The organism is Paraburkholderia dipogonis, assembly GCF_042680985.1.
In the GTDB taxonomy this organism is placed as follows: Bacteria; Pseudomonadota; Gammaproteobacteria; order Burkholderiales; family Burkholderiaceae; genus Paraburkholderia; species Paraburkholderia phytofirmans.
Map to the genome: position 1 here is coordinate 324,684 of NZ_JBHUFR010000008.1, position 14,233 is coordinate 338,916.

Genomic DNA, 14,233 nt, shown 5'->3' on the forward strand with positions numbered 1-14,233 from the left:
TACAATAGCGGGATTTTCCGCGCGCGCCGCGCGCCGCCCTTTTCCGCGTTACTGCGTCGTCGTCCATGAACCTCGTCATTCAAAGCCCCGCGCCCCTTTCCGCCGACCATCACAAAGCGCTCGTCGCGCTCGCGCGCGGTTCGCACGCCAGCGTCGTCGACGCGAACGCGATTCGCATTGCCGACGCGAACGTCGCTCAGCGCGCCGACCTCGACGTCTATTGCGGCACCCATCAACTGGACTACGCGTTTGTCGAAGCCGGCCGCCGGTTGCGCGACTTCGGACTGGTCGCGATGGACATGGATTCGACGCTGATCACGATCGAATGTATCGACGAAATCGCCGACTTCTGCGGCCTGAAAGCGGAAGTGGCCGCGATCACCGAGGCCTCGATGCGCGGCGAGATCAAGGACTTCAACGAAAGCCTGACGCGCCGCGTGGCGCTGCTCGAAGGCCTCGACGCGAGCGCGCTGCAACGTGTGTACGAAGAGCGGCTGCAACTCTCGCCGGGCGCCGAGCGGATGCTGGCGGGCGCGAAGGCGGCCGGGCTGAAAACGCTGCTCGTGTCGGGCGGATTCAACTTCTTCACCGAAAAATTGAAGGCCCGTCTCGGCCTTGATTTCACTCGCGCCAACACGCTTGAAATCGTGGACGGCAAACTGACCGGCAAGGTCATCGGCGAGATCGTCAATGCCGATGTCAAAGCACGCACGCTGCGCGAAACGTGCGCGCAATTGGGCATTGAACCGAGCCGCGCTATTGCCATGGGCGATGGCTCGAACGATCTGAAGATGATGGCCGAAGCCGGACTCTCCGTTGCGTTCCGTGCAAAGCCGGTGGTGCGTGAAGCGGCTAGCGTGGCGTTCAACTATGTCGGACTGGACGGGTTGTTGCGGCTGTTCTGATGGCGGTTGGATGCGCTGGCCGATGCAACGACGGCCAGCGCCGACAGTGACGTTATTTTTTCAGAACGTCTACTGTGATTAACGCCAGCATGTAAGCGAAATCGACGACACCGATGATCCCACACCACTTCACGAAGCGCGTGTAGTTTTCCTCTACCGTCAGCCACATTGTCATTTTCTTCATGGTGCCTCCTTTGAGAAGACAAGTATAAGTGCTGCACTATCTGAAAAAAGCTAATTCAAGTGCACATGTAGGAATGCCAGGATAATCGCGGCGGCGCATGTAAAAAGGATCGACATGCCTATCTCTACGCGCGAAAAAGCCCCGTCGGCAAACGGTTTGTTTCGCGGCGACGCCTTCGCCTTTGTCCGTTCGTAGTGTGTGTTGACCAGACCCGACATCACGAGACTGGAACAGGTGAATGCCGCCACGCACAGCCCGACAACGTAGTACGCCAGAACCGGCGCCTCGCTACTTCCACGCGCAAGCGCCGTCACCGCCTCATACACCGCCGACGCAAACATCCCGATCGCACACCAGAACAGTTGGCCGTCTTTGACCGAGCCGGCGATCAATGCCTTTGCAACGCGCCAGCCGTGCGCGGGCGCGACGAGCACCAGCGTGAAGATCGGGCCGATGATCGGCACGCCGAGATTCAGCAACACCCAGAGGAAAAAATTCATCGAAGCTCACCATAGTGCGGCAACCGTAAGTTGAGATGCGCACCATCGTAGCGTCGCGACCGCACGCCGGACATTCGGCCGAATGGTTAGGCTTACTGGCTATCTTGACAAGAAAAAAGCCCACCGGGAACATGTCCCGATGAGCTCGCTCTTCCTGCCGGAAACGTCGTCGGACGTTTAACCCAGCGTGGCCAGAGACTGCTCCATATCCGCGCGCAAATCCGCCTCGGCCTCGAGGCCGATATAGAACCGCACCAAGGTCCCGCCGTGCGGCCACTGCCCTGCCGTGCGCATCGACGCGACGTTGTACGGCATCACGAGACTGTGTGCACCGCCCCAGCTCCAGCCGAGCGAGAACAGTTCGAGCGACTCGCAGAACGTATCGATTTGCGCCGGGCTGTAGCGGCCGTCGAATACGACGGAGAAAAGGCCGCCCGCGCCCGTGAAGTCGCGCTTGTAAAACTCGTGTCCCGGACAGTCGGAGAGCGCCGGGTGCAACACCGCGGCAATTTCCGGCCGCGTCTTCAGCCATTTCGCCAGGCCGAGCGCCGCGCGGTCATGCTGCTCGAAGCGCAGTTGCATGGTCGGCAGGCTGCGCAGAATCAGCGAGCAGTCGTCCGACGAGACGCCGATGCCCATGCGCATGCGCGCCGCCTTCAGCTTCAGATGCAGTTCGCGATCGACGGTAATCGTCGCGCCCATCAGCACGTCGCCGCCGCCCGATTGATACTTGGTGAGCGCCTGCACCGAGATGTCGACGCCGTGATCGAACGGCCGGAAACCGAGCCCCGCCGACCACGTATTGTCGATCGCCGTGACGACATTGCGCGCGCGCGCCGCCGCGGTGATGGCGGGCACGTCGGCCACTTCCATCGTCACCGAGCCGGGCGCCTCGAGCCAGATCAGGCGCGTATTCGGCTGGATCAGATCGACGATGCCCGCGCCGATCATCGGATCGTAGTAGCGCACCGTGATGCCGAAATCGCGCGCCAGCCAGTCGCCGTGATCGCGGTTCGGCGAATAGACGTTATCGGGAATCAGCACGTCGTCACCGGCTTTGACGAGGCCGAAATATACGTTCGAAATCGACGACAGCCCCGACGGCTGCAGCAACGCGTGATTGCCGCCCTCGATGGCGGCAAGGCGCTGGGCCAGCGCGAGCGAAGTCGGCGTGGCATGCAGGCCGTAGCGCCATTGCGCGTCGTTTTTCCAGTCGAGCGCGCGCATGGTGGCGAGATCGGGGAACACGACCGTCGACGCCCGCGTGACCGGCATCGAGAACGACTCGAAGCCCGGCGTGAGCTGGTCCTCGGCACGCACGATGCGGGTTTGCAGATCGCGTTGGAGTTTGGGTTGGGTCATGGTGGGTTCTAGTGAGAAGCAGACGGAAACGGAGCGCGCGTCGTGTCAGGGCGCGCGCCGCACACGCAAGAGTAGACGAGCCGGCGGGATTTCGCTCGCGAGCCAGAGCGCGAGCGGTTGGGCGCCGCGCGGCTGCGGCTTCACTCGCCGGTTTGCAGATTGCTGACACCGCCCACGGCGTGGCCGCCGGTTGCGGCAGCGCTCGAAGCCGGCGCAGCGGCAGCGCCCGCCGAAGGCTGCGCCGCAGGCTTGTTCGTCGCGGCCGCACTCGCGCTCGCCGGTGCGCCGGGAGGCGGGACCGCCTGCCCTGCCGCCAGCGGCTTCAGGTCGAACGGCTGCGGGTCGGAATCGTCGACGTTCATGCGGTCTCCCGCCACCGAGCCATCCGCCGCGAACTTGCCGACCCAGTTGCCGGTGATATGCGTGCCGTCGTTCGATTCCTCGACTTCGAGCGTATCGCCGTCGCGATCGCCCGCGATCAGGATCACCGCGCCGGTGTCCGTGAACTGATACTCGCCGTGCACGCCGGACGGGTCGTCGCTTTTCGGGCCGAGTTTCAGGACGATCTGGCGCGAGCCCAGCATGCCGGCGTAGCGCGGGAACTTCGCGAACTCGGGGCTCGGCTTGAGTGGCAACTGGATCGGCGGGGGCGCCGCCAACTCCTTCACCGCGTCGCTTTCCGCCCATGCCTGTGCGGGTAGCATCGCCGCCGCGCCGGCGCACAGCAAGACGCCAGCGCTCGTCACTATCCGACCGCGCCGGCGCACCGCACCCTTGATCGCTTTCAGTTCCCGCATCCTTCCTTTCCTCATTGCTCGCTACCGCTTACTGCCGACATGCCAAGCTTCAAATCCGTTCGAAGATCGCCGCGATACCTTGCCCGCCGCCGATACACATCGTGACCAGCGCATAACGCCCGCCGATCCGCTGCAACTCGTACAGCGCCTTGACGGTGATAAGCGCACCGGTCGCGCCGATCGGGTGGCCGAGCGAAATGCCCGAGCCGTTCGGATTGACCCTGGCCGGATCGAAGCCCAGTTCCTTGCTGACCGCGCAGGCTTGCGCGGCGAACGCTTCGTTGGCCTCGATCACGTCGAGGTCGGCGACCGTCAGCCCGGCGCGTTCGAGCGCGCGGCGCGTGGCCGGCACCGGGCCGATGCCCATGTACGCCGGATCGACGCCGGCATGCGCGTACGACACCAGCCGCGCCAGCGGCTTGATGCCGCGCTGTTCGGCGAGGCTGCGCTCCATCAGCACGACGGCCGCGGCGGCGTCGTTGATGCCCGACGCATTGCCCGCCGTCACCGTGCCGTTTTCTTTCGCGAACACCGGCTTCAGCTTGGAGAAATCCTCCGCCGATGCGTTCATGCGCGTGTGTTCGTCCGTGTCGAACACGACGTCGCCTTTCTTCGACGGGATCGTGATCGGCAGGATCTGTTGCTTGAAGTAGCCGCTCGTGATTGCGTTGGCCGCGCGGCGATGCGATTCGAGGGCGAGTGCGTCCTGCGCTTCGCGCGAGATGTCGTATTTGCGCGCGACGTTCTCGGCGGTCACGCCCATATGGATCGACTGGAACGGATCGTTCAGCGCGCCGACCATCATGTCGACGAGGCGCGCGTCGCCCATGCGCTGGCCGAAGCGCGCGGCCGGCATGGAGTAAGGCGCGCGGCTCATGTTTTCCGCGCCGCCGCCGATCGCGATGTCGGCGTCGCCGAGCAGCACGCTTTGCGCGGCTGAAACGATGGCCTGCAAGCCGGAGCCGCACAGCCGGTTCACGGTCAACGCCGGCGCATGTTGCGCGACGCCGCCATTGATCGCGGCCACGCGCGCCAGGTACATGTCTTTAGGTTCGGTATGCACGACGTTGCCGAACACCACGTGGCCGACTTCGTCGCCCGGCACGTTGGCGCGCGCCAGCACTTCGCGCACCACGCGCGCACCGAGATCGGTCGGCGAAAAGTCTTTCAGACTGCCGCCGAAACCGCCGATTGCCGTACGCACACCGCTCACCACCACTACGTCCCGTTGCATCGCTCGCTCCTCTTCCAGTCTCTCTAGATGATCTTGCCTCGGCGGGCCGCGCTCTGTAGCGCGTGTGTTCAGCCCGCCAGAAGTTGTTCGACCGTCGCGCGCGAAGGAATCGGCGCCACCGCGCCGTAACCTTGCGTGGACAGCGCCGCGGCGACGTTCGCATAACGCGCCGCGGCGAATGGATCGTCGCCCGCGACGATGCGCGCGATGAACGCGCCGCCGAAGCAGTCGCCCGCGCCGGTTGCGTCGACGGCATTGACGACGTGGCCCGGCACGACGCGCCGCTCGTTGGGCGTCGCGATATACGAGCCCTCTTTGCCGAGCTTCAATGCAACGACGCTCGGACCGTGCGACAGCAGGAAATCGACGATCTCGTCGCGACCGGTCAGGCCCGTGAGGTCGGTGACGTCGTCCCAGCTCGGCAGGCAGATATCGGTCTGGCGGATGGCTTCGAGCATCACGGCGCGCGCCCGCGCGAGCGGCCAAAGCTTGAGACGCAGATTGGTGTCGAAACTCACGCGCACGCCGTTGGCGCGCGCATGCGCGATCGCTTCGAGCGCCGCGTCGCAGGCGCTCAGGCTGATCGCGAGGCTGATGCCGGACAGATGGATCACCTTGGCCGCGGCGATCGCGTCGAGCGGCAGATCGTGCGGCGCGTAGCGGCTCGCGGCCGAGCCGGCGCGCAGATAGTCGAACGCGTGGCCGTTCGGGCCGTGCGACACGAAATACACACCCGTGGACGCCTGCGGATCGACGCGCACCAGCGACGTGTCCACCTGCTCACGTTCCCACAGATCGACCAGCAGCCGCCCAAAATGATCCGCGCCGACCGCCGACACGAAACCGGTCTGCGCGCCTTGCCGCGCGGCCGCGATACAGAAGTTCGACGTATCGCCGCCAAAGCCTTGCAGATAGTTCGGCTGGTCTTTCGCCGACTGATTGAATTCGATCATCGCCTCGCCGAGCGCGAGGATCTCGGGACGCCCCGTTTGAGGCGCTGCAGTCGTGCCGACCGTCATCGATTACACCTCGCCCCACAGATCGTGACCGTCGGCGCCGGTGATCTTCACCGACACGAAATCGCCGACCTTGTAGCGCTTCGACGCCTTCGCGGCCGGCGCGATATACACCACGCCGTCGATCTCCGGCGCGTCAGCCGCGGTGCGGCCGATGCCGCCGTCCGCGTTGATCTCGTCGACCAGCACCTTGAGCGTCTTGCCGACCTTCTTCGCGATACGTTTCGCCGACACTTCTTCGGCGACTTCCATGAAACGCGCGCGGCGCTCTTCGCGCACTTCGTCGGGCAAGGCGCCGTCGAGTTCATTAGCCGTCGCGCCTTCGACCGGCGAATAGGCAAAGCAGCCGACCCGATCCAGTTCCGCCTCGCGGATGAAATCGAGCAGCGTCTGGAACTGCTCTTCGGTCTCACCGGGGAAGCCGGCGATAAACGTGCTGCGGATGGTCAGATCCGGGCACATCTCGCGCCACTTCTTCACGCGCTCCATCACCTTCTCGGCGTTGGCCGGGCGCTTCATGCGCTTCAACACTTCCGGATGCGCGTGCTGGAACGGCACGTCGAGATACGGCAGCACGTGGCCCTTGTACGGACCCTCGGCCATCATGGGAATCACTTCGTCGACGCTCGGATACGGATACACGTAATGCAGACGCACCCACGCGCCATATTGCGCGGCGAGTTCGCCGAGCGCGCCGACCAGATCGGTCATGCGCGTCTTGATCGGCTTGCCGTTCCAGAAACCGGTGCGGTATTTGACGTCGACGCCATAGGCGCTCGTGTCCTGCGAAATCACCAGCAGTTCTTTCACGCCCGACTTGAAGAGGTTTTCCGCTTCGAGCATTACATCGGCGACCGGGCGCGACACGAGGTCGCCGCGCATGGACGGGATGATGCAGAACGTGCAGCGGTGGTTACAGCCTTCGGAGATTTTCAGGTACGCGTAATGACGCGGCGTGAGTTTCACGCCAGCGGCCGGCACCAGGTCGACGAACGGATCGTGCGGCTTCGGCAGATGAGTGTGCACGTGCTGCATGACTTCGCCGAGCGCGTGCGGGCCGGTCACGGCCAGCACTTTCGGATGCACTTCTTCGATCAGCCCCGAGCCGCTCGCGCTTTTTTTCGCGCCGAGACAGCCGGTCACGATCACCTTGCCGTTTTCGTTGAGCGCTTCGCCGATCGCGTCGAGACTTTCCTGCACCGCTTCGTCGATGAAGCCGCAGGTGTTGACGACCACGAGGTCCGCGCCGTCGTACGTGCCGGAAATCTCGTAACCTTCGGCGCGCAGTTGAGTGAAGATCTGCTCGGAATCGACCAGGGCTTTCGGGCAGCCGAGGCTAACGAATCCGACCTTTGGCGTGGCAGTCGGGACAATCGGGGGTGTGGCAGACATGGGGGACCGCTTGAAGACGTTAAACCTTGAATTGTAGCGGTTCGCCAAGGCTGCCGCTCGTAAGTCTTTGAATATTCGCCCTCAAACGACCGCGAGGTCCACTGGATCGCGCTGCGAAAGGCGCCCGGATCGAGGTGTCGCCGTTGATTGACCGACGCCCAAAGCACGCTCGATCACTTCCAGAATTTCCTGCGAATCCTGCAGCCGGCGGATCGCCGCATGCAACTCGGCTGCCTGCGGCCAGGTCCGCTGCAGGTAACTCAGCCACTTTTTGACGCGCCCATGCTCGTGCCGGGAGGCGACACGCGCCTGCAATTTGCGCAGATAACCGGCGATGTGACCCAGCACGTCGCGCCAGTCCCCGTCGGATGGGGAGCGGTCCATCAGTCCGCGGATCCTCAGCGCGAGGAAAGGGTCCGAAACAGCGCCGCGTCCGATCATCACGTCGTCACAACCGCTAACCGCGCGGCAGCGCTCCCAGTCGGCTACCGTCCAGACCTCTCCGTTCGCGACGACCGGCACGTCCACGGCGGCGTCGATCCGCGCGATCCACTCCCAGTGGGCGGGCGGCCGGTAGCCGTGATCGCGCGTTCTGGCGTGGACGACGAGCGAGGCCGCGCCGCCTTCCGCGAGCGCCGTGGCGCAGTCGATTGCAAGCGATGTGTCGGACACGCCAAGGCGCATTTTCGCCGTCACGGCGATGCCGGCCGGCACCGCGGCGCGTACCGCCGACACGATCCGGTTCAGTTGTTCAGGGTCCGCCAGCAGCATGGCTCCGCCGCCGTGCTGATTCACGACCTTGGCGGGACATCCGAAGTTCAGATCGACTCCATGCGGCGACAAGGTAGCCGCGTGGGCTGCGTTCAGCGCCATCCATGCGGGGTCGCTGCCGAGCAACTGGATGACCATCGGCGTGCCGTTCGGCGTGTGGCCTCCGTCGAGCACCTCGGGGGCTTCCCGCTCGTAGACGCGGGTGGGAAGCACCGAGCCCGTCACGCGGATGAACTCGGACACGCATCCGTCGAATCCGCCGATGCCGGTCAACACGTCGCGCAAGACGTAGTCCGCGAGACCTTCCATGGGGGCAAGATAGAGGCGGCTCATGCGGAAATGGGCGCCGGGAAGTGGCGCGTTTCCTGAGGATAAATGGGGCATCCGTAAAACATGAGATCGACGCTCGGAATGGGGATGAAGTTGGCGGCCAGAGCGCCCTCTCCGAGGAAATGCCCCACACACGCAGCCCGCGATTGTACCGCGCGGGCAATGGATCGCCCGCGGCCGGCCGCCCAGTCCTGGCGAAGACCGCGCCCGCGACGCGTCAAAACTCCGGGGCGCTTCCCGGCGACGCCCCAACGCCGGAAGACCCCGTTCGCAGGATCGCCTTACTTCTTCTCCGCCTCCGGGTCAACCTCCGGGTTGCCTTGCGGATTGGCCGGCGCATTCCCAGGATTGCCGGGGTTGACCGCGCCGCCCGGCGTGAACGGGAACGTGGCGAACATCGATTTCGCCTGGTTCTGCATCTGCTCCTGCATCTGCACGAACATGTTCTTCGACTGCTCGATGTAGCTGGTCATCATGCCCTGCATCATCGGCGCCTGCATGTTCATGAACTGCGACCAGACCTCGGGGTTCATGGCCTTGCCTTCGTACAGATTCTTCGACTGGTCGGCGAGCTTCGCCTGAATGTCGATGAAGGCCTGAATGTTCTTTTCCAGATACGTGCCCATCATGCCCTGCATCGCATGACCGTAGAAGCGGATGATCTGCGACAGCATCGACGACGAGAACATCGGCAAACCGCCGCTCTCCTCTTCGAGAATGATCTGCAACAGGATCGCGCGCGTCAGATCCTCGTTGCTCTTCGCATCGATGACCTTGAAATCCTCCTGATCCAACACGAGCTGTTTGACGTCCGTCAGCGTGATGTACGTGCTTGTCTCGGTATCGTAGAGCCGACGATTCGGATATTTCTTGATCAGTCGTTCGGCTGTTTTCTTTGTAGTAGTGGTCATGTAACGCCTTTGAGCGCAAGTTGAGCGCGGAAACGGCGTCAGCGGCTGCGCAATTGGGCCTTTGCGCAGTCGAGACGCCGCCGAACCATCTGAGCCGAAGCGCGCTGCCTTGTGAGCGGCGCGCCGGTGACTCAGCCCATATGCAAACCGCCGTTCAGCGAAAAATCAGCGCCCGTGGAGAAACCCGATTCATCCGATGCCAGCCATGCCACGATCGAGCCGATTTCGTCCGGCTGGCCGAGACGGCGCACCGGAATTGTCGCGACGATCTTTTCCAGCACGTCGGGGCGGATCGACTTGACCATATCCGTGCCGATGTAGCCCGGCGACACGGTGTTGACCGTCACGCCCTTGGTGGCCACTTCCTGCGCCAGCGACATCGTGAAGCCGTGAATGCCGGCCTTCGCGGTCGAATAGTTGGTCTGGCCGAACTGGCCCTTCTGGCCGTTCACCGACGAAATGTTGATGATGCGGCCAAAGCCACGCTCGACCATGCCGTCGATCACCTGCTTGGTGACGTTGAAGAGACTGGTCAGGTTGGTGTCGATCACCGCCGTCCAGTCTTCGTGCGTCATCTTGCGAAACACGACGTCGCGCGTAATGCCGGCGTTGTTGACCAGAATGTCGATCTCTCCGACTTCGGCCTTCACCTTGTCGAACGCAGTCTTGGTCGACTCCCAGTCGCCGACATTGCCTTCGGACGCGACAAAATCGAAGCCCAGCGCCTTCTGCTCTTCGAGCCACTTCACGCGGCGCGGCGAGTTCGGGCCGCAGCCCGCGACGACCCTGTAGCCCTCTTTGTGCAGCCGCTGGCAAATGCTCGTGCCGATGCCACCCATCCCGCCCGTTACGTACGCAATTCGCTGTGTCATAACCTACACTCCGTTATCGTTTTCGAGGCGCCGAGTGGCTGCCTCTTTCCTCGCCTGTGTTTCATCTCCGCTGCCGCCGGGCGACCGGCTGACGAGGCCTCCGCTGACCGCGCGCCACAGCGCGCGGCAACGTTCCGTTCGACGCATGGCCGACGCCCGCGGCGCCCGCCATGCGCACCTGCTTAGTCGCGCTCGAGCGCCAGCGCCACACCCATGCCGCCGCCGATACACAGCGACGCCAAGCCCTTCTTCGCATCGCGCTTCTGCATTTCGTGCAGCAGCGTGACGAGAATCCGGCAACCGGACGCGCCGATCGGATGGCCGATCGCAATCGCGCCGCCGTTCACGTTGATCTTCGACGTGTCCCAGCCCATTTGCTGATTCACTGCGCACGCCTGCGCGGCAAACGCCTCGTTGATTTCCATCAGGTCCAGATCGGCCGGCGTCCAGCCCGCGCGTTCGAGACAGCGGCGCGAGGCCGGCACCGGGCCCATGCCCATCACTTTCGGATCCAGACCCGAGGTGGCGTATGCCTTGATGCGCGCGAGCGGCTTGAGGCCGAGCGCTTCTGCCTTCTTCGCCGACATCACCAGCACCGCCGCCGCGCCGTCGTTCAGACCCGACGCGTTAGCCGCCGTCACCGAGCCTTCCTTCGAGAACGCCGGCTTCAGGCCGGCCAGCGATTCGGCCGTCACGCCATGGCGCACGAATTCGTCAGTGGCGAAACGCAGCGGCTCGCCCTTGCGTTGCGGAATCTCGACCGGCACGATTTCGTCGTCGAAACGGCCTGCCTTCTGCGCGGCTTCCGCCTTGTTCTGCGACAGCGCCGCGAACGCATCCTGCTGCTCGCGCGTGATGCCGTATTCCTTGGCGACGTTTTCCGCCGTCACGCCCATGTGGTACTGGTTGTAGACGTCCCACAGGCCATCGACGATCATCGAGTCGATCAGCTTCGCGTCGCCCATGCGGAAACCGTCGCGCGAACCCGGCAGCACATGCGGCGCCGCGCTCATGTTTTCCTGACCACCGGCCACCACGATATCCGCGTCACCCGCGATGATGGCGTTGGCCGCAAGCATCACGGACTTCAGGCCGGAGCCGCACACCACGTTGATCGTCATGCCGGGCACAGCCGTAGGCAAGCCGGCCTTGATCACGGCCTGACGCGCCGGATTCTGGCCCGAGCCAGCGGTAAGCACCTGACCCAGGATCACTTCGCTCACCTGCTCCGGTTTCAGACCGGCCCGCTCGAGGACGGCGCGAATCACGGTGGCGCCGAGTTCGGGTGCGGCGATCTTCGCCAGCGACCCACCGAATTTGCCCACTGCCGTACGGGCGGCCGATACGATCACAACATCAGTCATTTCCATATCCTCCGGGCGGTCGGCCGCATGCGCCGCTGCCCGTCAAGTTAAAAATCTCGTTGCTCTTAATCACGCGCCAACTCAATCAAACGCTCATTCACACCGCAAACAACCGCGCCATGAAGCGCGTTCGAACCTACTCCCGTTGCCGCACGTAACGTCCCGGCGCCGGCTCGATCACAGGAAAGTCAGCCGAGCCTGCCGTGGCACGCGGCTTCACCTTCTTGCCACCGTACTGGTCGAGCCACGTGGTCCATTCGGGCCACCAGCTGCCAGGGACTTCGGTCGCCTGATCGAGCCATTCTTCCGGGTTCTCCGGCAGCGTCTTGATGTCGCCTTCCAGCATCCAGAAGTTGCGTTTTTTCTTCGCGGGCGGATTGATCACCCCCGCGATATGACCCGACGCGCCGAGCACGAACTTCAACGGCCCGCTGAGGAGCGGCACCGACGCGTACGCCGTTTGCCACGGCACGATATGGTCTTCGCGTGAACCGTAGATGAAGGTGGGCACGTCGATCTTCGACAGATCGATTGGCTGGCCGCAAGTGGTCAACGCACCCGGCTCGCGCAGACGATTCTCGAGATACGTATTGCGCAGATACCAGACATACATCGGGCCCGGCAGGCTGGTCGAATCGCTATTCCAGTACAGCAGGTCGAACGGCACCGGCGTGCGGCCTTTGAGGTAATTGTCGACGACGTAGTTCCACACCAGATCGTTCGGGCGCAGGAACGAGAACGTATTGGCGAACTCGATGCCGCGCATCAGCCCCGGCGGCGTACCGTTCTTGCCGCCGATGGTCTGCTCGCGCATCTGCACATGCTGTTCGTCGACGAACACGTCGAGCACGCCTGTGTCCGAGAAATCGAGCATGGCGGTGAGCAGCGTCATGGACGCGGCCGGATGTTCGCCGCGCGCGGTGGCCACCGCCAGCGCCGCGGCGAGCATCGTGCCGCCGACGCAGAAACCGAGCGTATTGATCTGCTCGCGGCCGCTGATCTTGCTGACCGTATCGATGGCGGTCAGCACGCCCTCGCCGATGTAGTCGTCCCATGTTTTATGCGCGATCGATTGATCGGCATTGCGCCACGAAATCAGGAACACCTGGTGTCCCGAATCGAGCCCGTGAGCGACCAGCGAATTCTCCGGCTGCAGATCGAGAATGTAGAACTTGTTGATGCAAGGCGGCACGATCAGAAGCGGCCGCTCGCGCACGGTCGCCGTGCGCGGCTTGTACTGGATCAGCTGCATCAGGTCGTTTTCGAACACGACCGAGCCTTCGGTGTTCGCGAGATTTTCACCGACCACGAAACCCGATTCGTCGGTCTGCGAGATCTTGCCGCGCTGCAAGTCGCCGAGCAGGTTCATCACGCCCTGGCGCAAGCTTTCGCCCTTGCTGTCCAGCAAGGTCTTTTGCGCTTCGGGATTCAAGGCGAAGAAGTTACTCGGCGAAGCCGCCGCGGTCCATTGCTGGACAGCGAAACGGATGCGCTCGCGCACCTTGGGTTCGGTGTCGAGCGCATCGACCATTTCCTGCAGATAGCGCGCGTTCAACAGATACCACGCCGCGGTGAAGGCATAGGCCGGCGCCGAACTCCATGCGTCGGAACTGAAGCGGCGGTCCTTGAGTTGGGGCGCCTGCGTGCCTGACGTGGTGGCTTGCTGGATCAGTTCCATTGCCTCGCGCGAGTAATCAGCCTGCAACTTCTGCAGACGCTCGGAGGGAATGGCTGCGGTCGGAATATTCAGGCCAGCGAACGACGGCATGCCGGGCATCGATCCCGCCGCCAGCTTGCTGAAGTCCGGCATGCCGGGAAACGACGGTATTTGAGGGAAACCCTGCGGCAAGCCCATTTGAGGCATTGCCAGCGGCATCTGCGGCATGGCGAATGGCATGCCGCTGCCGCCGGGCGATGTGCCGAGCGAACGCCATGCGTTCATCCATGCGTCGACAAACTGCTGCATGCCTGCGGCCGGTGTTGCACCGCTCATACCGGCCTGCTGCGTGTGCTCCGTCGAGGAGTCCGTGCTGGGGGAAGCTGAGGGATGTGAAGCTGCCATACCTGCTTTTGACCGGTAAGTCCTTGCGGACGGGTTGAGAGGCAGGTTCGTGCGCACGTGAGCAAATGCTCGCGACCTCGTCACGCCCTGTCCCTTGTACGAGGAGCCGTGAGGAACATTCTTGCTCCCCATCGCAAGGCATGTCAATGCTTGTTCCCGATTTTGCCGCAGTGCGATAGTTTTTTAATTATCGTTTTCCCTGTGTAGAAGATCGCGCTTTTGGAACATGCGTAGGTCGAGTCACACGAGAACGCAAAAAGCTCCCAAATTGCATAGGCTTATGTGCATTTATCCGTTCGCGCGCGGACAGTTTTGGCGGCAGATTTACGCCAGCGTCCGGAATTCCGGCAGCGCAGCAAAAACGTTTGTGCTGCTCCGAACAAACCCTCATACGGGTGCTCGCGGGCAAGGGTCCTGCGAGACGTGACAATGCTCAGACAAGCATGCCCGCATGCATGGCGTCGCGCCGTCTCGACGTCATGCGTGCGGGCATGGGTGTGTTGAATATCGCGAAAAAATGGCCGCGCATGAGG

General features: G+C 63.4%; 13 protein-coding genes. 1 reads left to right on the forward strand and 12 read right to left on the reverse strand.

Translation table 11 applies throughout. The features are described from left to right. Positions 1–65 precede the first annotated feature (65 nt). Positions 66–905 carry a phosphoserine phosphatase SerB gene (serB, locus tag ACFSNN_RS11435; protein WP_134456187.1) on the forward strand — a complete coding sequence of 280 codons (840 nt, stop codon included), beginning with the start codon at positions 66–68 and terminating at the stop codon, positions 903–905. A 52-nt stretch (positions 906–957) separates the two neighbouring features. Here serB and ACFSNN_RS11440 read toward each other — a convergent pair whose 3' ends face one another. From ACFSNN_RS11440 to phaC, 12 genes are all read right to left on the reverse strand, one after another. Continuing rightward, a complete protein-coding gene (locus ACFSNN_RS11440) occupies positions 958–1,089 on the reverse strand; it encodes a hypothetical protein (RefSeq protein WP_279631103.1) in 132 nt (43 codons plus the stop codon). Between the two features lie 50 nt (positions 1,090–1,139). Then, a complete protein-coding gene (locus ACFSNN_RS11445; RefSeq protein ID WP_134456188.1) occupies positions 1,140–1,589 on the reverse strand; it encodes a hypothetical protein in 450 nt (149 codons plus the stop codon). A 177-nt stretch (positions 1,590–1,766) separates the two neighbouring features. Beyond that, positions 1,767–2,951, reverse strand: a complete 1,185-nt coding sequence (locus ACFSNN_RS11450; protein WP_134456189.1) for a cystathionine beta-lyase — start codon at positions 2,949–2,951, stop codon at positions 1,767–1,769. 140 nt (positions 2,952–3,091) lie between these two features. Then, positions 3,092–3,748 carry a hypothetical protein gene (locus ACFSNN_RS11455; protein ID WP_134456190.1) on the reverse strand — a complete coding sequence of 219 codons (657 nt, stop codon included), beginning with the start codon at positions 3,746–3,748 and terminating at the stop codon, positions 3,092–3,094. Between the two features lie 49 nt (positions 3,749–3,797). Next, positions 3,798–4,982: a beta-ketothiolase BktB gene (bktB, locus tag ACFSNN_RS11460; protein WP_134456191.1), complete on the reverse strand. Its 1,185-nt coding sequence runs from the start codon at positions 4,980–4,982 to the stop codon at positions 3,798–3,800. 68 nt (positions 4,983–5,050) lie between these two features. Further along, positions 5,051–6,001: a sugar kinase gene (locus tag ACFSNN_RS11465; protein ID WP_134456192.1), complete on the reverse strand. Its 951-nt coding sequence runs from the start codon at positions 5,999–6,001 to the stop codon at positions 5,051–5,053. Positions 6,002–6,004: 3 nt separating this feature from the next. Then, positions 6,005–7,390, reverse strand: a complete 1,386-nt coding sequence (gene rimO, locus ACFSNN_RS11470) for a 30S ribosomal protein S12 methylthiotransferase RimO (RefSeq protein ID WP_134456193.1) — start codon at positions 7,388–7,390, stop codon at positions 6,005–6,007. An 81-nt stretch (positions 7,391–7,471) separates the two neighbouring features. Then, positions 7,472–8,494, reverse strand: a complete 1,023-nt coding sequence (locus ACFSNN_RS11475; protein ID WP_134456194.1) for a tRNA dihydrouridine synthase — start codon at positions 8,492–8,494, stop codon at positions 7,472–7,474. Between the two features lie 278 nt (positions 8,495–8,772). Continuing rightward, positions 8,773–9,402 (reverse strand): polyhydroxyalkanoate synthesis repressor PhaR, encoded by a 630-nt coding sequence (gene phaR / locus ACFSNN_RS11480; protein ID WP_134456195.1) that lies wholly within the window; start codon positions 9,400–9,402, stop codon positions 8,773–8,775. A gap of 131 nt (positions 9,403–9,533) precedes the next feature. Beyond that, a complete protein-coding gene (locus ACFSNN_RS11485; RefSeq protein ID WP_134456196.1) occupies positions 9,534–10,274 on the reverse strand; it encodes a 3-ketoacyl-ACP reductase in 741 nt (246 codons plus the stop codon). Positions 10,275–10,456: 182 nt separating this feature from the next. Then, positions 10,457–11,638 carry an acetyl-CoA C-acetyltransferase gene (locus ACFSNN_RS11490; RefSeq protein WP_134456197.1) on the reverse strand — a complete coding sequence of 394 codons (1,182 nt, stop codon included), beginning with the start codon at positions 11,636–11,638 and terminating at the stop codon, positions 10,457–10,459. 136 nt (positions 11,639–11,774) lie between these two features. Continuing rightward, the gene (phaC, locus tag ACFSNN_RS11495) at positions 11,775–13,604 is read right to left on the reverse strand and encodes a class I poly(R)-hydroxyalkanoic acid synthase (protein ID WP_134458868.1); all 1,830 of its coding nucleotides are present in this window, start codon (positions 13,602–13,604) and stop codon (positions 11,775–11,777) included. Positions 13,605–14,233: the final 629 nt, after the last annotated feature.